Origin of the sequence: Nonomuraea marmarensis, assembly GCF_043197025.1 — a bacterium.
GTDB lineage: Bacteria > Actinomycetota > Actinomycetes > Streptosporangiales > Streptosporangiaceae > Nonomuraea > Nonomuraea marmarensis.
Genome location: NZ_JBICRM010000047.1, coordinates 38,017 through 56,083, shown reverse-complemented (window position 1 = coordinate 56,083; position 18,067 = coordinate 38,017). Strand labels below are relative to the sequence as shown.

The window sequence follows — 18,067 nt, the reverse complement described above, 5'->3', positions numbered from 1 at the left end:
CACCCTCGTTCCCCTGGGCGGCGGCCTGGCCACTGCGGCGCTCCTCGGCGCCTCGCTGGTCGGCACCGCGCAGGCCGCTTCGCACGTGAAGCCGTCCGAGAGCGTCAGCATCACCAGCGCCCGGGGGATCGCCGCGTTCTGGCTGCAGAACAACGGCGCCGCGCTGCAGGCCGCCACCTACGTCGAGGAGGACACCACCGACGTCGACAAGCTCACGACCACGGGCACCGCCTCCACTGACACCAAGGCGGGCTCGGTCGCCCCGACCGCTACCACCACGTCCACCTCCACGTCGAAGAACGTCAACCTGCCGAAGACCATCGGCAAGGTCTTCTTCGTCGACTCCAAGGGTGACAAGCGCTGGTGCTCAGCCTCTTCCATCCAGGGCAAGTACGCCAACGTGGTGGCCACGGCCGGCCACTGCGTGTACGACACTGCCAACGACGAGCAACTCATGGACAACTGGGTCTTCGTTCCCGGCTACTACCAGGGCAAGACCCCGTGGGGCATCTACGTCGGCAAGCAGGCGTTCGTGCACTACGACTACAGCGTCTACGAGGACTACGACCGCGACTACGCCTTCGTGTCGGTCTACAACGGCGTGACGGTCAAGGACTCGACGGTAACCAAAACCGAGTACAACGCCGACCGGGCCAAGCCGAGCAGCGACACCACCAAGGGCGACCTCGGCTACTACGACCGGTCGTCGAACACGTACCACGTGGTCGAGGCCGCGGACGCGGGCCGGCTGGGTGACAACGTCGGTGGGCAGGGCATCTCCTGGAACCAGCCGCTGAAGAAGGCGCACTATGTCTTCGGCTACCCGCAGGCGCCGCAGCCCGACGGCAACAAGCCGTTCACGGGTGTCACGCCGAAGTGGTGCTACGGCACCACCACGGCCAAGACGGTCGGCTCGGCCGCCAAGAAGATCGAGGAGCACGTGGGACTCAAGTGCTCCATGACCGCCGGCGCCGACGGCGGACCGTGGTTGCTGAAGTACAGCAGCGCCAAGCGGCTCGGCTACCTCAACGGTGTCACCAGCAGCTTCTACGACCAGGACGAGAACGACCGCGTGGACTACATCAGCTCGCCGTACTTCGACGGCGAGACCTCCACCGTCTACGCCGCGGCCGCGGCCGTCTGGTCCGGGAAGCTGTTCTAGGGAAAGGGGGTCACTCTGGGTAGCTCTGATCACGTCTTAAAGGGATAGGAAGGGCCCGGCCGCGCGCCGGGCCCTTCCGCTGCTCATAGGCGATTCACAAGCAGGCATCATCAAACACTCATCCAGGACCGTCATCGTCACGAATATGCACACGACCAGCCCGAACTCCCATTCCGAGTCCGTGCTCCGCCCAGACGGCAGTTCGATCAACATCCTCGTCGTGGATGACGAGCCGCCGCTGACCGAGCTCCTGTCCATGGTGATGCGCCAGGAGTCCTGGGATGTCCGCTGCGCGCACAACGGCGGCGAGGCCATCCGCGCGGCGCGCGGGTTCCATCCCGACGCGATCGTCCTGGACGTCATGCTGCCCGACATGGACGGGATCGAGCTCCTGGCCAGGTTGCGGGCCGTGCTGCCGGGGGTGCCGATCCTGTTCCTGACCGCGAAGGACTCGGTGCAGGACCGGCTCATCGGTCTGCGGGCGGGCGCGGACGACTACGTCACGAAGCCGTTCAACCTGGAGGAGGTCGTCATCAGAATGCGCGGCCTGCTGCGCCGATCGGGTGTGGTGCAGGCACGGCCCGACGCGGGGCTCGTGGTCGGCGATCTGACCCTGGACCAGGAGAGCCACCAGGTACGGCGGGACGGCAAGGAGATCAGGCTCACGCCGACCGAGTTCGAGCTGCTGCGCTTCCTCATGCACAATCCGGGGCGGGTTCTCAGCAAGGCGCAGATCCTGGACCGGGTGTGGGCCTACGACTTCGGCGGCCAGAGCAACGTGGTCGAGCTGTACATCTCCTACCTGCGCCGCAAGATCGACGCGCAGGGCGGGCCGATGATCCACACCGTGCGCGGCGTCGGCTACACCCTCAGGCCCGCCGCATGACGATGTCGCTGGAGACCAAGCTCGTGGTCTCCTCGATCGCCCTGCTGGCCACCGTCTCCGTCGTCATCGCCACGGCGACGACGCTGCTGTTCAACGACTTCCTTATCGACCAGCTCGACAGCCAGGTCGGCTCGGCCGTCCGCCGCTCCACCGGCGCGGTCGGGCAGTCGGGCGAGGTGGCGTTCCTGCTGTCCCCGGGGCAGGCAGAGGGCACGTTCGGGGCTCGGGTACACCAAGGCATGGTGCGGCGGGCAGCCGTGCTGACCGGGGCCGGCACCGTACGCGAAGTGGCGGCGCCGCCGTCGCTGGCCCGCGTCACCAGCATGCCGGTCACGGTCTCTCTCGGCCCGCTGGGCGACTACCGGATGGTCGCCGCCTGGGCTCGCGACGGCGACCTGCCCGTCACGGGGCTGCCCGTGACCGGTATGCAGTCCATGCTGAGCAGGCTCGTCGTGGTGGAGGCCGCGGTCACGCTGGCGGGCGTCGCGCTGATGGCCGTCGCCTGCACCCTGCTCGTACGTCGTGCCGTACGCCCCCTCGGCCGGCTCGCCGCCACCGCCGCCAGGGTGTCGGAGCTGCCGCTGGCCAGCGGGGATGCCGTGCTGCTCGCCCGCGTACCCGAGGTGGACGCTGATCCGCGTACGGAGGCCGGGCAGGTGGGCGGCGCGCTCAACCGGATGCTCGGGCACGTCGAGACGGCCTTTGCGGTGCGGCGCGAGAGCGAGACGAGGTTGCGGCAGTTCATCGCGGACGCCAGCCACGAACTGCGCACCCCGCTCGCCTCGATCGTCGGCTACGCAGACCTGACCAGGCGCAGCGGCGAGCGGCAGGGCCCGCAGACGGCGCACGCGCTCGGGCGCATCCGCTCCGAGGCGGGCCGGATGGCCACGCTGGTGGAGGACCTGCTGCTGCTGGCGAGGCTGGACGCGGGCCGGCCGCTGGAGCGGCTGGAGCTGGACATGTCGCCGCTCGTGGTGAACGCGGTCCGCGACGCCCACGCCGCCGCGCCCCGGCACCGCTGGCTGATCAGCCTGCCCGACGAGCCCGCCCTGGTCGTCGGGGACGGCGACCGGCTGCACCAGGTCCTGACGAACCTGCTGGCCAACGCCCGCACCCACACCCCACCGGGCACGACCGTCACTGCGACGGTGCTGCTGGAGTCGGACCGGGTGCGCGTCGAGGTCGCGGACGACGGGCCGGGGATTCCCGCACATGCGCTGCCGCACGTGTTCGGTAGGTTCGCGCGCGGTGACGGGTCGCGCTCCCGCCTGGCCGGGGGCAGCGGACTTGGCCTGGCCATCGTCTCGGCGGTCGCGGCCGCGCACGGAGGGCGGGTCGAGGTGACCAGCGTGCCAGGGGACACGGTGTTCACGCTCAGCCTGCCCTTACGCGATCAGGTCCCTCCCGGCGAAACCGGGTCGCCTAGATGAAAGAGTCCAAGGGGTCTGGTCGCGGCCAGTGGTCGTAGGCGACCAGTGACCGCTTGATTGCTGTCCGGTCTTGTCGTTGTGCCAGATAGCTGCGGTCAGAGCGAGCACTCCGACTGCGCGGTGGCCCTGCGAGCGCCGTGCCACGAAGCCGCTTGGCTGGACGGCCAGGCCAGTCGGGCTCCGGTGCGGTGCTCCATGATCGGTCACTCCTGCGGAATTGACGTGGGCAGGTGGCCACCACTGGTTGCGCGGCGGCATCGAGGGAGCCAATACGACACACGGCGCCATGTCGGATTGTGACGCCACCCTTGCACTTTGTGGAGGAATTCCCCCGAGCGTGGGCGGACCCGAGCGCGGTGCTGCCAGACCTGAGCATCGGGCCGCGGAGCGTGTACCGCTCGAATATTGAGCTATGTGGTTTGAGCTGGGACTATGCGGCGTGGTGATACTGGCTGATAACGCCCGCGACGACGGATTTTCGGCGGATGGATCGCAGGTCGGCGAGTTCGGCCAAGTCCCGGATCGGCTGCGGTTCGGTGTCCGGGGGACGTTGTTGCCGGGACTGGTGCGGCCTGTGTCCGTTGTAGTGGATCAAGTACTCGCGGAGTATCAGGGTCAGGTGGCGTTCGCCGAGGATCAGGACCTGGTCCAGGAGTTCACGGCGGAGGGTTGCGATCACGCGCTCGCAGATGGCGTTCATCCTCGGCGTCCGCGGCAGGGTGGTGATGATCCGCAGCCCTTCGGCCTTGAACACTTCCCCGAACGCGATGGTGAACAGCGGATCGCGGTCATGGATCACGAACCGTAGCGTGTCGATGCGCTCGCCCAGGTCCATGGCCAGATTGCGGGCCTGCTGTACCGCCCATGCCCCGGTCGGGTGCGCGGTCACCCCGGCCAGGTGCAGTCTGCGGGTGCCGTGCTCGATGAACATCAGCACGTACAACCGTTTGAGTAGCACCGTCTCCACGACCAGGAAGTCGCAGGCGGTGATCGCGTGCGCCTGGGCGGTCAGGAACTGCCGCCAGGTCGGCCCGGCCCTGCGGGGTGCGGGATCGATGCCGGCGGCGTGCAGGATCTCCCATACTGTGGACGCGGCGATCGAGTATCAGTAGCGCGTACGGCTTTCAGGCGTCCGGGATCCAGTTTCCATGGAAGCCGAGGGGCACGCGTACCGGCAGGTGGACGCGGGCCACGGGCGGCCCGGTGAAGTCCTGAGCGGACAGGATCACCAGGTCCGAGGCGCCGCGCTCGGGGTCGGCGACGTAGGCCATCAGGTAACCGGCGTCCTCCGCGCCCTCGTTCTGGTCGCCGCTCGGGTCTGCGGCGAACGCAGCCTCACCGACGGCGGCGTCCCGCGCGAACCCGTGCACCTCCGTCGTGCCCCGCACCAGGTCGTGCTTGACCAGCGCGTTGGTGAACGCGTCGTCAGGGTGCGGGCCTTCGGGAGTGAACTGCATGCCGTACACCGGGGTCACCGCGGAGTAGCCGTAGCGGTGCGGACGGGAGGCGTAGGCGTCGTTCACGCGCGGGAAGTCCTGGGCCCGGTCGTCCACGCACCGCTGCTCCAGCCGCCCGGCGCGCAGGTCGATGGTCCAGCGGTCGAGCCTGGGCTTGATGCCGCCGGGATCGGCGACGTCCACGGGTCCCTCGGCGACGATCAGGTCCACGGTGATCGTCGAGCCGTCGTCGTAGGCGTTGAGGATGTGGCTGACGTAGAAGGAATCGACGGGGAACCAGCGGACCTGCCCTCCCGCCCGGGGCAGGACGCCCACGTGGGCCTGGTGCGCGGGGTCCCAGCGGAAGCGCATCGCGTCCATGCTGAACGTCAGCGGGATGTCGAAGACGACCACGAAGTTCTCCGACAGCGCGAAGTCGTGGAGGAACGGGAGGTCCCCGGGCAGCGGGATGTAAGCGACCCGGGTGACCGTTCCCGCCGGATCGGTGACGATGTGCTGCGCGAACGGACGTCCCAGCACGTACGCCACCGAGTGTAGGTCGCCGGTGCGCGGATCGACCTTCGAGTGTGCGTTGGCGCTGGAACCCTCGGGCGTGGCGCCCATGGGGCACTCCCCGATCGTGTCGAGTTCGTAGCCGAGTTCGTGCGGCAGTCCACCGGCCTCCGACAGGGCCAGGGTGCGCCCGGCGTGACGGAGCACGTGGATGTTCGGGGAGGGCGGCAGGAACGCGGGCGGCTGCAGCCCGTGCCGTATCCTGTCCAGTGCGTCAGAGACCTCCGTCGAGCGGACCCAGCGGTTGCGATACCACTCGGCCCGGCCGTCGCGGATGCGCACGCCGTGCACCATTCCCGCGCCGAAGGCCCAGAAGTGCGTGATGGGGTCCTCCACGCCGAGCGGGTTCGGGCCCAGCCGCAGGTAGCGGCCGTTCAGGTCGGCGGGCAGGCGTCCGGTCACGGGCAGGTCGTAGGCGGTGACCTCCTCCTTTACTGGGGCGAAAGGTCCGTGCAGGTAACGGTCGTAGCGGTCCATGCTCACCTCAGGTCGATCCGTTGTACGGTGTACGAAGGGTGACGGTACACCGGGCAAACACCGGTACAGTGCGGCCGCCCGCGATGTGCTAGGCCAGTGAATCGGCCGCTCACCAGGGGCGGGACGATGGCTGCCCGGCCGCTGCGGCCGGGTCGCAACTGCCCTAGTACAGGAGTTGGGAGGCGATCGGCCATGCAGCGAGCTGGGAGCGGCTCCGCGCCGCCGTACCTGCGGATCGTGCGGGAGATCGAGCGGCGCATCGACACGGGCAAGTTGCAGCCCGGCGACCGCGTCCCCTCCATCAGGCAGGCCGCCGCACAGTGGGGAGTGGCCACCGCGACCGCCACCAAGGCGCTGGACACGCTGCGCCGGCAGGGGCGGGTGGTGGCCGTCCCCCGCGTCGGCACCGTCGTGGCCGAACCCGTCCCCGTATCCACCCCCGCACCCGCGCCCCGTCCCGGGGCGGGCCGGGCGGATCGAGCGGATGGGGCGGGCCACGCGAGCCGGGAGCGGCGTCCGATGGTGGCCAGCCAGAACGCCGAGCGCGAGCGGATCGTGCGCGCGGCGATCGCCATCGCGGACGCGCAGGGCTTCGAGGCGGTGTCCATGCGCGGCGTCGCGACGACGCTCGGCATGCCCACCATGTCGCTGTACGGCCTGGTACGCGGCAAGGAGGAACTGGCCACGCTCATGGCCGACACCGTGTTCGGCGAGCTGGAGCTACCACAGGAGCCTCCGGCGGGCTGGCGGGCCCATCTGGAACTCGCGGCGCGCCTGCAGTGGCGCCTTTATCTGCGCCACCCCTGGTTGTCCCGTCTCATGTCGCTCACCCATCCGCAGCCGCTGCCCAACATGCTCAGGTTCGGCAACTGGGGCATGAACGCCGTGCTCGGGCTCGGCCTCGCCCCCGAGGCGGCCCGGGTCGTGTGGTGGGCGGTGGCCAACCACGTAAGAGGAACGGCCACGAACCTGGAGGTGCAGCACGACGCGGAGCGGCACACGGGGCTGTCGCCCGACCAGTGGTACACCGCCCACCTCCCGACGTTTCATGCCAGGCTCTCAACGCACACGGCGCCTCTCGACGACCGCCTGGAATTCGACCTGACCGCGTTCTTCGAGGCCGGGCTGCGGCTCCTGCTGGACGGGGTCGCGGTCCAGATCGGGCGGCAGCACCGGCCGTAGCCGGTCGCGGTCAGGTCAGTGCTGGAGCGCGTCGTCCAGGGTGTCGTCCTCCACCGGGAAGCCGCCGAACCCGGCGTCGAGGAACGAGGGGACAGCCATTGGCGGTACGGGCCGTTTGAGCAGGTCGGGGCGGTGCGCGACAAAAAGCGTTGAGTCAGCTTTCGGCTCCAACACGGTGGGATGGCCGGCGAGATATCGCGATCTTGCCTGTTTCCGCAGGTCACGGTGACCATCTGCACCATGATCCATCTCACCGCCAATAGCGTTCTTCGGCCCGGGAACGCTCGGGACCGGACGAGGCGTCGTGCGGTGATCCGCGCCGGCGAGGCGGCGCAACGCCGCCCTGCCAGCAGGCCGGGTTCTGGGCCGCGGCCGGATTCGATGTGAACACGATCGCCGACGGCAGCGGCCAGACCGCTACGGCGGCGTCGTTGCCCAGCGCGTCGCGCACGCCGCAGCGGACGAGCGCGACCGTTTTCATCAACTCCACCGCAAGCGGCTCGCCGAGCAGAGTACAGAGGCTGAAAGGCTGACTTCTTGCGTTACGGCGGTTCGGGCTCGAGGATCAGTTCGGTCTGGGCGATGATGGCGTCGAGCAGGCCAGGCCGGTACTGCAGGCGCTTGAGATGGTGCTTGATGATGGTGGCGAGGTGGTCGATGCCGCCGCGGACGGCCAGGTTGGTCATGTGGTTCTTGAGATTTGCCCAGATGCCCTCGGTCGGGTTCAGTTCGGGCGCGTAGCTCGGGCGGTCGTCGACCGGCAGCACGGGCAGTTCCTGGCGGGCGACTGCGGTGACCACATGTGCGGCGTAGGCGCCGAGGGACAGCCCGGCGCGTTCGGCGGCGGCGCGTTCGCGCACTGCGCTGGCACATCCGGACGGCGCTCTGACCGTCCCGCCCGACGCGGCGGGTTGAGCCGCCAGGGCGCCTGGCCCGCGAGCCGTGTTGACCCGGCCTGGATCCGGGTAAGTAGAGATCTTTTGCTTGCCGGGCATCATCGTCCTTTGTGTCCGGCGAGACCCGAAACCGCGAAACGTGCGGTTTTACCTGTCTGAAACAGCAAGCCGTTGTCTGGGGCGGTCTCCTCCTCTTAGACTCCAAGTCACTTGCACTACATGCAACCTGGTTTTACTGTATGAAAGTGACTATCGATGGTGATCGTTATGTCGTCCGATCCGTCGTCCGAGCGCTGGACATCCTCCTAGTGCTGTCCACCCAGAAAGGCCCGGTCAGTTTGGCTGATTTGGCCAAGGCAACCGGCCTCAACTCGTCCACGGCCTTCCGGCTGCTGGAGTCGCTGCGCACGCGCGGGTTCGTCCGGCAGGCCGATGGCGGCAGCGGGTATCAGCTCGACAGCCGGGTCGTCGATCTGGGCACCGCCTTCCTGCGCAGCGTTTCGATCTGGGACTACGCACGCGACCTGGCCGACCAACTCGCCGAGAGCGTGTCCGAGACCGCCAATGTGGGAGTGCTCGACCAGGGGCAGGTTCTCTACATCGCGATCTCCCGAGGCCAGCGGGAGCTGGGGATCCAATCCCAGGCCGGAACGCGGCATCCCGCCTACTGCACCGCGCTCGGCAAGGTCTTCCTGGCCGACCTGCCCTGGGACGAGGCCGAGGCCATTCTCGACGCCGAGCCGATGGCCCGGCTGACTCCCACGACCATCGTTGACAAGGCCGCGATGCGGAAGGAACTGGAGACGATCCGGTCACGCGGCTACTCCGTCGACGACGAAGAGCGAAACGCGCACGTGGTCTGCATCGCCGCCCCCATCACCGACCACACCGGACAGGCCGTGGCCGCCGTGTCCATCTCGGGCCCCGCGTTCCGGATCCGCGAGCACGGCATCGAGGACTTGGCGCGGCGGCTCACCGAGCGGGCGGTGGAGACCTCGACGCGGATGGGCGGCGCGGCCGGAGGGGCGAAGCGAGGAGATGGGGACGTGAGATGACCATGGAGCACAGTCCCGTGCGGGCCGCGATCGGCGACGACCGTGATCCCGCGTCGTCGGCGGAAGGCCTTGCGTCGCCCTCCGGGGGGATCGAGGTCGCGGGCCTCTCGAAGACCTACCGGCGGGTCGTCGGCCGTGAGATCTCCCTGACGGCCGCACTCGCCGATGTGAGCTTCTCCGTCGCGCCGCAGGAGTTCGTCTCCGTGATCGGGCCCTCCGGCTGCGGCAAGAGCACGATCATGAAGATTCTCGCGGGCCTGCTCGATCCGACGAGCGGCTCGGTGAAGGTATCGGGCAGGCCGGTGGAGGGCCCCGGCATCGACCGGGGCTGTGTCTTCCAGTCGCCCGGGCTCATGCCCTGGAAGACGGTCGTCGACAACGTCGTGCTCGCCCTCGAGTTCGCCGGAGTGCCGAAGCGGGAACGTCGGCGGCGCGCGAAGGAGTACGTCGGCCTCGTCGGGCTCGACGGGTTCGAACGGCACCACCCCGGGGAGCTCTCGGGCGGGATGCAGCAGCGCGTCGGCATCGCCCGCGCGCTCGCGATCGAGCCGGTCGTCCTGCTCATGGACGAGCCGTTCGGCGCGCTCGACGCGCTCAGCCGCACGCGCATGCAGGACGAGTTGCTGCGTATCTGGGAGCAGACGAAGAAGACCGTCCTATTCATCACGCACTCGATCGAGGAGGCCGTCGTCCTCTCGGACCGCGTGCTCGTGATGGGCAACGGCGTCATCGCGGCCGACGTCCCGATCGACCTGCCGCGGCCCCGATCACGTCACACACTGCTGGCCGACCCCCGAACGCTCGAGCTCATGCGTGATCTTGAGCGGCTCATCGGGCATTCCGGCGACGACCGAGAGTCGGAGGCGTAGATGGCCATCGCGGTGGAACGCCACCAGATGTCCCGCAGGGCCGCGCTGCGCAGGAGACTCTTCTCCAAAGAGCGCGCGCTGCAGCTCGCGCTGGTCGTCGTCGTCCTCGGCGTCTGGCAGTACGTCGGCAAGAGGGAGGGCGACTTCATCCTCGCGCCGCCGACGTCGGTCGTTGGCAGCTTCGCCGACGTGCTGTCCGGCGGCAAGCTCTGGGAAGCCGTCAGCAGCACGGTGACCGGTATCGCGATCGGGTTCGTGCTCGCCGCCGTCATCGGGGTGGCGGTCGGGACCTTGATGGGCACGTCGCGTTCCGTCGCGACGGCGCTCAACCCCGTCGTCTCGGCCGGCTATGTCATCCCCGAGGCGGCGATGGTGCCGCTCCTGATCATCTGGTTCGGCCTCGACACGACACCGCGAATCATCTCGGTCGTCCTGTTCGCGGTGTTCGAGATCATCCTGAGCACGTACGCGGGCGTCAAGAACGTGGACGCCGTGCTGCCCCAGGTGGCCCGGTCGTTCGGCGCCAGCCGGGCCCAGGTCTTCCGCAAGGTGATCTGCATCGCGGCGCTGCCGTACATCTTCGCCGGTCTGCGGATGGGCGCCGCGCGCGCCGTCAAGGGCATGGTCGTCGCGGAGCTCCTGTTCGCGGCCACCGGTGTCGGCGGGGCGATCCAGGATGCCGCCAACGCCTACCAGACCGGCAAGGTCATGGTCTACGTGATCGTCATCACGCTGATCGGGGTCGGCTTCGCCGGCCTCATGCAACTCATCGAACGGATGTGGACGCGCTCATGGCACGGCGACAACACGGAACGCTAGTAAGGGAGAAGACGTGAGGAAGGCACTCGCGGTCATCACCGTGTCCATCGGCCTCCTAGCCGCAGGGTGTGGCTCCAGCGGCACGAGCGGCGGCGAATCGGCTAGCGCCCCAGCCGCCAAGCAGATGCGCGTCGGGTACGCGTCGGCGCTCGACCCGAACGACGTCGCCGACCAGCTCGGCCTGGAGATGGCGGGCGCGAAGGTGACGACGCTGACCGACGACAGCACGGTCGTCGCGGGCCTCATGCGCGACAGCCTGGACGTCGGCAACGTCGACTTCGACGCCGCGATCAAGGCGAAGTCCAGCGGCGTGCCGATCAAGATCATCTATGTGGCGCAGATGAAGCCGGAGTACGACCTGGTCGCGCGCCCGGAGATCACCTCGCTCGACCAGCTCGCCGGCAAGCGCGTCGGCTACCACGCGCCAGGCAGCCAGACCGACATCTTTGTCCACAGCCTCCTCAAGGAGAAGATCCCCGCGCAGTACGACAAGGTGAAGTTCCTCGCGCTCGAGGAGTCCTCGCGCCGCGCCCAGGCGCTGGCGTCCAACAAGCTCGACGCCGCCGTCCTTGAGGCGATCAATTTCGCCGCGCTCAAACAGCAGGGCGACTACCACGAGCTCGGCACCTGGGCCGATCTGACCGGCGACGCGTCGCAGGCCCGGGGCACCGCGTGGATCACCACGGACCAGAAGTACGCCTCGGACAAGACAGCCCTGACCACGCTGGTGACGAGCCTGCAGAAGGGCTACGACAAGACCTACGCCGACAAGAACGCCTGGCTCGCGGCCGCGAAGAAGGCAGTGCCCGAAGTCGACCAGAGCCTCCTGCCGGCCGTGTACGACACCTACACCCGCGAGGGGATGTATCCGAAGGCCGGCGAGCCGCCGATCACCCCGGAGTCGTTCAAGACGACCGAGAAGTTCTTCCGCGACCTCGGCGGCTGGAAGGACGAGCAGAGCGACGCGATCGTCGCCTTCGACCTCGTCAAAGCCGGCGCGGGCAGCACCCAGTGAGCCACCCCACCACCACGGGAACGCGGGACGCCGACGGCGTGCGCGGCGACTGGGGGATGGTGGCGACCAGCCACCCCCTCGCGGCCGCCGCCGGGGCAGAAATGCTTGAGGCCGGTGGGAGCGCGGCGGACGCCGCCGTCGCCGCGGCGGCCGTGCTGTGCGTCGTGGACCCGCGCTCGACCAGCGTCGGCGGCGACGCGTTCGCGCTCGTCTGGCAGGCGGGGGAGAGCGGTCCCGTCGGCCTGGCAGGAGCCGGACCATCCCCGGCGGCCATGACGGCGGACGCGGTCAATGAGGCGGGCCACGACCGCATGCCCCGGCTCGGGCCGTGGACCGTCACGGTCCCCGGCGCGGTCTCGCTCTGGGAGCGGCTGCTGGAGCGGTACGGACGGCTCGGCCTCGAACGCGTCCTGCGGCCCGCGATCGAGCTGGCCGAGCAGGGCTTCGACGTCGCGCCGATCATCGCGGGGGAGTGGCAGGAATCCCAGGACCGCCTGCGGGGCGACAAGGCCGCGAGCGCCCTGTTCCTCCCCGGCGGGCGCCCGCCGCGCGCGGGCGACAAGCTGGCGAACCCGGAGCTCGGGGCCGTCCTGCGCACGCTGTCCTCCGGCGGCGCCCGCGCGTTCTACCAGGGCGAACTCGCCGATCGCATCGGCGCGGCCGTCGAGGCGGCCGGTGGCCCGCTACGCGCCACCGACCTCGCCGCGTGGCAGGGCGCCACCTGGGTCGAGCCGCTCCGGCGCCCCTACCGCGACGTCGACGTGTACGAGATGCCGCCGCCCGGCCAGGGCATCGTGGTCCTTGAGACGCTCGGGATCTTCGAGGGCGTCGAGGCGTCCGGGCCCGTCGAGAGCGAGCACGCCGCGATCGAGGCGCTGAAGCTCGCCTTCGCGGACGCCGCCGCGCACGTCGCCGATCCCGACGTCGCCGACGTCCCGGTGGGGCGTCTGCTCTCCGACGGGTTCCTCGCCGAGCGCCGGGCCAAGATCGACCCGGCGGCGGCCCGTGGGCCCGTGGCGACGGGCAGCGACACGGTATACGTCGCGGTCGTCGACGGCGACGGCATGGGATGCTCGCTCATCCAGAGCCTGTACGAGGGGTTCGGGTCCGGCATCGCCGTCCCCGGCACCGGGTTGCTCCTGCAGAACCGCGGCTCGAACTTCTCGACGGAGTCCGGGCACCCCAACCGCGTCGCGGGCGGTAAGCGTCCGTACCACACGATCATTCCCGCCATGCTCGGGCGCGGCGACGCCCTGCTGGGCTGTCTTGGGGTCGTGGGCGGGTTCATGCAGCCCCAGGGCCAGACGCAGATCATCCGGCGTCTGCTCGACGACGGGATGGGCTTGCAGGCGGCGATCGACGCGCCCCGCGCGCGGTACTGGAACGGGCGGCGGGTCGCGGTCGAGAAGGACTTCGACCCCGAGATCCGCCGCGGCCTCCAGGAACGCGGTCACGAGATCGAGCCCCTCGGCCGTTTCGCGGGAGGCGGCGCGCAGGCCGTGCTGGTCGGGGACGGCGGGCTCGTCGGCGCGTCCGACCCCCGCAAGGACGGATGCGCCCTGGCGCCGGGTCATGACCATTCGGACGGGAGGCACTAGGTGGACCTGGGAATCAAGGGCAGAAGCGCTCTCGTCGTCGGCGGAGGCGGCGGGCTCGGCGGAGCCATCGCCCGTACGCTCGCCGCGGAGGGCGCCCGGGTCGCCGTGGCGGCCCTGCACGAGGACAGCGCCGAGGCGGTCGCGAGCGAGATCCGCGGCGACGGCGGCGACGCCTTCGGGTTCGCCCTCGACACCGGCGACCTCACGTCGTTCGAGGACCGGCTGAGCACCGTCCGCGAGCGCCACGGCGACGTCGAGATCCTCGTCAACCTCACCGGCGGCCCGCCGCCGACACCCGCTGCCGGCGTCGACCCCGCGATCTGGAGCGAGCACTTCCGCGCGATGGTGCTCGGCGTCATCCACCTCACCGACCTGGTGCTGCCGTCGATGCGCTCGCGTCGCTGGGGCCGTGTCATCACGAGCACGTCGTCGGGCGTCGTCGCCCCGATCCCGAACCTCGGCCTGTCCAACACGCTGCGCGCGTCACTGGTCGGCTGGTCGAAGACCCTCGCGGGCGAGGTCGGCCCGGACGGCGTGACCGTCAACGTCGTGCTGCCCGGCCGGATCGCCACACGGCGGATCACCCGGCTCGACGAGGCGCGCGCGGAGCGGGAGGGCACGACCGCCGAGCAGGTCGCGGCGGCCAGCACCGCGAGCATCCCGCTGCGCCGCTACGGCGCTCCCGAGGAGTACGGCACCGCCGTCGCTTTCCTCGCGAGCACCGCCGCTTCATACATCACCGGCGCGACGCTACGCGTCGACGGCGGACTGATCCCATCAATCTGAGAGACCACGGAAACCGATGACCATACACCTGGAACCGACCGTCGCCGAGCAGATTCGGCAGCGCTACCTGCAGGTCGACACGTCGAACGTCGCGGACGTCCTCGACGAGCTCGATCTGCCCGACCAAGGACTGGCGCCGGCGTTCGCGCCGTACCCGTCCGGCGCGGGCAAGCTCGCGGGCTGGGCGCATCCGATCCTCGGGGAGATGCGCGAGTATCCCCTGGGCGACCGCGACCCGGACAAGATGAAGGCCTGCGCGGAGCTCACCCCCGGCTCCGTCTCGGTCTGGGCTGGCCCCGGCGAGGGCGTGTGCTTTTTCGGCGAGCTCATCGCCATCGGGATGAAGGAGCGCGGCAGCGTCGGCGCTCTGGTCGACGGCGGCGTGCGCGACGTCGCCTGGATCGGGCAGCTCGGCTATCCCGTGTACGCGCGCTATCGCACGCCGGTCCAGTCGATCGGACGCTGGAAGGTCGTCGACAGCGGAGTGCCGGTGACGATGCCCGGAGCGACGACCGCGACCGTCGAGGTCCGCCCCGGCGACTTCATCCTCGCCGACGAGGACGGCGCGATCGCGATCCCCGCGGCGGCCGTCGAGCACGTGCTCAAGCGCGCGGAGGAGCTCGGCGGCGTCGAGGTCGAGATCCGCCGCGAACTCGGGGCAGGGCTCACGCTCGCCAACGCCCTCGCGAAGTTCGGCCACGTCTGACAGACCGTTGAAAGACCAGCAAGGAGACCCATGAAGCCCCCGTTCGACATCGACGAGCTCACAGCCCGGGCGGACCGTGCCCGCGCCCTGCTGGAGCGCGACAACCTCGACGCCCTGATCGTCACCGGCGACTTCAGCGCCGGGATGAACTACTACTACCTCAGCGGCCACCAGCCGCGGGACTACCAGCTCAACTACTCGCGCCCGCACGTGATGGTGCTGCCGCGGGAGGGCGAGCCGTTCCTCTGGCTGTACGGGATCAACGAGGCCAACGCCCGCATGCAATCGTGGGTCAAGGACATCGTCGCGTACGCGCCGCCGTTCAACGGCGTGGACCTCGCGCACGCGCTCGCCGAGCGTGGACTCGACCGGGGAAGGATCGGCGCCGAGATGGGCGTCGACCAGCGCCTGTTCATGCCGCTCGCGGAATGGCGCGCCATGGAGGCCGCGACCCCGCGCGCGGAGTTCGTCGACGCGAGCAAACTGCTGTGGGACATGCGGATGATCAAGAGCGAGGCCGAGGTCGCGTACATCCGCGAGTGCGACCGGATCAACGGCGAAGGGCTCGCGAACGCGTTCGGCGCGCTCAAGGCCGGCGACTCGGAGGTCGACGTCGCCCGCGAGGTCGGTCTCGCGCTGATCCGGGGCGGCGCGAACCGCCCGCCGTACGCCCAGGCGCTCATCGTCTCCGAGGCCAAGGCGAAGGCGCTCGGGCACACCTCGCGCATGCTCGGGCCGCTCCCCGACCAGCTTCTCAACCCCGGCGAGCTGCTGTTCGTCGACTCCGGCGTGACGCTCGCGGGCTATTGGGGCGAGTTCAACCGGATGGCGGTCGTCGGCGAGCCGAGCGCCGACCAGGTGCTCCGCCACGATCACATTCGCGAGATCATCCGACGCTCGATCGAGGAGGCGCTCAAGCCCGGCGAGACGTTCCGCCGCGTCATCGAGCAGATGGTGGGCTTCTACCACGACCTGGGCTACACCGACGAGAAGATCCTCAACTACCTCGGACCTCCCTACATGCACCTCTGCCACGGAATCGGCCTGGCGTCGAGCGAGCCGCCGTTCGTGCGCCTCGACAGCGAGGACGTCCTCCTCCCCGGCATGGTGCTCTCCTGCGAGGCCTACCTGCCGCACAACGGCATGACATACGGTTCCGAGGAGGACGTCGTCATCACCGAGACCGGTTGCGAGATGCTGTCGGAAGCCGACCCCGGCCTCTACGTCATCCCCGCATGAGCGACCTGCCGCAGACCCGCGTGCTCGGGATGTCGGACGTCCGGCGTCTGCTGACCGTCGAGGACTCGATCGAGGTGCAGCGCCAGGCGTTCCTGGCGCTGGCTCACGGCCACGTGACCGCCGCGCCGAACGCGTGGCTGCGGCTCCCCGGCGATCAGCGCGGCTGGCTGAAGCTCCTCGCCGCGCACGACAAGACATCGGGCGGGCTCGGTGTCAAGGTGCTCGCGCGATTTCCCCGCAACCCCCCGGGCCGTAACCTCGGCTCGCTGCTGCTGCTGTTCGACGACGAGACCGGCACGCCCCTCGCGGTCATGGACTCCGTGTACATCACCGCGGTGCGGACGGCGGCGGGCGCGGCGCTCGCCACGCAGGCGCTCGCGCGCCCGGAGTCGCGGTCGGTCGCGATGATCGGCACGGGCGCGCTGGCGTGGTACTCGCTGCTCGCCCACCGGCATCTCCTGCCGGCGCTCGGCGAGATGACGGTGTACTCGCGCTCCGCGGAGCGGCGCGAGGCGTTCGCCGAGCGCGCGGCCGCGGAGACCGGCGTCGAGGCGCGCGCGGTCGGCACCGTCGCCGAGGCGGTCGCGGGAGCCGACATCGTCATCACGGCGACGAACTCGCCCGTGCCCGTGCTGCTGCGGGAGCATCTCGAGCCGGGCCAGCACGTCGGCGCGATCGGAATCCGTACGGAGATGTCGCCGGACGCCGTCGCGATGTGCCGCGTAATCGGCGACGGCCGCGAGGAGACGCTCCAGGACGGGAAGTTCTCGGTCGCGCTCGCCGCCGGGGCCGTGCGTGCGGAGGATCTCGGGCCCGGCCTCGGTGACGTCCTCGACAGTGGTCCCGGGCGCCGGGACACGGCCGAGATCACCATGTTCGACTCCTCGGGCGTGGCGATCCAGGACATCGCGTGCGCGGTGTACGTCTGGCGCGCAGCACGGGAGGAGGACGCCGGCACGATCGTCGACCTCGGCGCGAAGGACGTGCTCGCGCTGTAGCCAGGACGACTCTCACGGATCACGGCGGAGGCCACCACGATCAGCGTGTGATCGGCAGCATGTCCCGCGACCTCGGCGACGGGCCGAGGGATGTCACCGCCTGTGCGGCGTGCCGACCCGGCACGCCGTACGGCGCGGTGGCTTTCCTCAGTCTGCCAGGCGTTGAGGAAACGTAGATTCCTCAACGGCTTACAAGGTTCGAGGAGAGGGAAGGGCAGCACATGTTGCGAGGACCGGCCACCGTCAACTTCTGGGCCGACGACCTGGAGGCGCCAAGAGGTGGTACGTCGAACTGCTGGGCGTCGAGCCGTACTTCGAGCGCCCGGCAACGGGCAGCGGCGGGCTCGCGCGATGGTGTTTCCGATCGCGTCCAGCATCGCGGTGCCTCCGCGGGGCTCCATCACGACCTCGGGCACGTCGGCGACGTCGACGTTCGCGAAGACGAGCTCGCCGATGTGGTCGAACTGATACAGCGACACGGTGGTGCGGCCTTCCACCATGCGCTGCTCGTCCACGAAGGCGCGCACGCCCTCCTCGGTCTGCGCCTTGATTTCCCTCAGATCCTCGGCACCACCCCGCTCCTTCCCCCGCTCATCGATCCGAACGACCACTCCTGCGGCACCGTCCGCCCGCACGGCGTGGACGAGCCGGCGCACCCCGAGCCCGGCTACTACGCGATCGGGATGAACAGCTACGGCCGCGCCTCCCCGTTCCAGCCGGCGGCGCTGGGCGAACTTCCGCCGGCGCCGAGCACTTCCCGTCAGGTGAGAACACGCCTTCGTGCCGGCTCAACTCCTTGGTTGGCGCTCCCCCCTGCTCACGCCAGGAGCTCGCGGACACGGGGGATGACCTTCGTGGCGTAGAGCTCGATGTTGGTCATGAGTTGTTCATGGGAGAGTCCTCCCATGCCGTATTTCAGGTCGAAGCGGTTCGCACCGAG

The 18,067-nt window shown here is 69.7% G+C and carries 19 protein-coding genes; 14 read left to right on the top strand and 5 right to left on the bottom strand.

From position 1 onward, the window contains the following. The 3 genes from ACFLIM_RS45155 to ACFLIM_RS45145 form a co-directional block, all read left to right on the top strand. On the top strand, window positions 1-1,162 hold a 1,162-nt coding region (locus ACFLIM_RS45155), incomplete at its 5' end, for a trypsin-like serine peptidase (RefSeq protein WP_393176093.1). 145 nt (window positions 1,163-1,307) lie between these two features. Continuing rightward, window positions 1,308-2,048 carry a response regulator transcription factor gene (locus ACFLIM_RS45150; RefSeq protein ID WP_393176091.1) on the top strand — a complete coding sequence of 247 codons (741 nt, stop codon included), beginning with the start codon at window positions 1,308-1,310 and terminating at the stop codon, window positions 2,046-2,048. Next, on the top strand, window positions 2,045-3,478 hold the full coding sequence (locus ACFLIM_RS45145; RefSeq protein ID WP_393176089.1) for a sensor histidine kinase: 1,434 nt from the start codon (window positions 2,045-2,047) through the stop codon (window positions 3,476-3,478). The genes ACFLIM_RS45150 and ACFLIM_RS45145 overlap by 4 nt, the downstream gene beginning before the upstream one ends. A 430-nt stretch (window positions 3,479-3,908) precedes the next feature. On the opposite strand, the gene ACFLIM_RS45140 is transcribed toward ACFLIM_RS45145, so the two are convergent. Together ACFLIM_RS45140 and ACFLIM_RS45135 are read right to left on the bottom strand one after the other, a co-directional pair. Next, the gene (locus ACFLIM_RS45140; protein WP_393176099.1) at window positions 3,909-4,409 is read right to left on the bottom strand and encodes an integrase core domain-containing protein; all 501 of its coding nucleotides are present in this window, start codon (window positions 4,407-4,409) and stop codon (window positions 3,909-3,911) included. Between the two features lie 193 nt (window positions 4,410-4,602). Then, window positions 4,603-5,964, bottom strand: a complete 1,362-nt coding sequence (locus ACFLIM_RS45135) for a carotenoid oxygenase family protein (RefSeq protein ID WP_393176087.1) — start codon at window positions 5,962-5,964, stop codon at window positions 4,603-4,605. A 192-nt stretch (window positions 5,965-6,156) separates the two neighbouring features. Here ACFLIM_RS45135 and ACFLIM_RS45130 point away from each other — a divergent pair, with 192 nt between their 5' ends. Beyond that, window positions 6,157-7,146: a TetR/AcrR family transcriptional regulator gene (locus tag ACFLIM_RS45130; RefSeq protein ID WP_393176085.1), complete on the top strand. Its 990-nt coding sequence runs from the start codon at window positions 6,157-6,159 to the stop codon at window positions 7,144-7,146. 15 nt (window positions 7,147-7,161) lie between these two features. Here the strand turns inward: ACFLIM_RS45130 and ACFLIM_RS45125 are convergent, their stop codons facing one another. The 3 genes from ACFLIM_RS45125 to ACFLIM_RS45115 form a co-directional block, all read right to left on the bottom strand. Continuing rightward, window positions 7,162-7,320 (bottom strand): hypothetical protein, encoded by a 159-nt coding sequence (locus tag ACFLIM_RS45125; RefSeq protein WP_393176083.1) that lies wholly within the window; start codon window positions 7,318-7,320, stop codon window positions 7,162-7,164. Between the two features lie 76 nt (window positions 7,321-7,396). Then, on the bottom strand, window positions 7,397-7,627 hold the full coding sequence (locus tag ACFLIM_RS45120; RefSeq protein WP_393176081.1) for a hypothetical protein: 231 nt from the start codon (window positions 7,625-7,627) through the stop codon (window positions 7,397-7,399). 61 nt (window positions 7,628-7,688) lie between these two features. Further along, window positions 7,689-8,006 (bottom strand): hypothetical protein, encoded by a 318-nt coding sequence (locus tag ACFLIM_RS45115; protein ID WP_393176079.1) that lies wholly within the window; start codon window positions 8,004-8,006, stop codon window positions 7,689-7,691. A 281-nt stretch (window positions 8,007-8,287) separates the two neighbouring features. Here ACFLIM_RS45115 and ACFLIM_RS45110 point away from each other — a divergent pair, with 281 nt between their 5' ends. The 10 genes from ACFLIM_RS45110 (at window position 8,288) to ACFLIM_RS45065 (ending at window position 17,990) form a co-directional block, all read left to right on the top strand. Next, window positions 8,288-9,097 (top strand): IclR family transcriptional regulator, encoded by an 810-nt coding sequence (locus ACFLIM_RS45110; protein ID WP_393176077.1) that lies wholly within the window; start codon window positions 8,288-8,290, stop codon window positions 9,095-9,097. Beyond that, window positions 9,094-9,966 (top strand): ABC transporter ATP-binding protein, encoded by an 873-nt coding sequence (locus ACFLIM_RS45105; RefSeq protein WP_393176075.1) that lies wholly within the window; start codon window positions 9,094-9,096, stop codon window positions 9,964-9,966. The genes ACFLIM_RS45110 and ACFLIM_RS45105 overlap by 4 nt, the downstream gene beginning before the upstream one ends. Further along, entirely contained in the window at window positions 9,967-10,785 is an 819-nt protein-coding gene (locus tag ACFLIM_RS45100; RefSeq protein WP_393176073.1) for an ABC transporter permease, read from the top strand. It abuts the gene before it with no gap. A 13-nt stretch (window positions 10,786-10,798) separates the two neighbouring features. After that, a complete protein-coding gene (locus ACFLIM_RS45095) occupies window positions 10,799-11,800 on the top strand; it encodes an ABC transporter substrate-binding protein (protein WP_393176071.1) in 1,002 nt (333 codons plus the stop codon). Continuing rightward, entirely contained in the window at window positions 11,797-13,398 is a 1,602-nt protein-coding gene (locus tag ACFLIM_RS45090) for a gamma-glutamyltransferase family protein (RefSeq protein WP_393176069.1), read from the top strand. Before ACFLIM_RS45095 ends, ACFLIM_RS45090 begins: the two co-directional genes overlap by 4 nt. Next, a complete protein-coding gene (locus tag ACFLIM_RS45085; RefSeq protein ID WP_393176067.1) occupies window positions 13,399-14,184 on the top strand; it encodes an SDR family oxidoreductase in 786 nt (261 codons plus the stop codon). It begins immediately after the preceding gene. Window positions 14,185-14,200: 16 nt separating this feature from the next. Further along, a complete protein-coding gene (locus tag ACFLIM_RS45080) occupies window positions 14,201-14,890 on the top strand; it encodes an RraA family protein (protein ID WP_393176065.1) in 690 nt (229 codons plus the stop codon). Between the two features lie 30 nt (window positions 14,891-14,920). Further along, window positions 14,921-16,129: a M24 family metallopeptidase gene (locus ACFLIM_RS45075; RefSeq protein ID WP_393176063.1), complete on the top strand. Its 1,209-nt coding sequence runs from the start codon at window positions 14,921-14,923 to the stop codon at window positions 16,127-16,129. After that, entirely contained in the window at window positions 16,126-17,127 is a 1,002-nt protein-coding gene (locus ACFLIM_RS45070; protein ID WP_393176061.1) for an ornithine cyclodeaminase family protein, read from the top strand. The genes ACFLIM_RS45075 and ACFLIM_RS45070 overlap by 4 nt, the downstream gene beginning before the upstream one ends. A gap of 221 nt (window positions 17,128-17,348) precedes the next feature. Beyond that, a complete protein-coding gene (locus ACFLIM_RS45065; RefSeq protein ID WP_393176059.1) occupies window positions 17,349-17,990 on the top strand; it encodes a hypothetical protein in 642 nt (213 codons plus the stop codon). Window positions 17,991-18,067 lie beyond the last annotated feature (77 nt).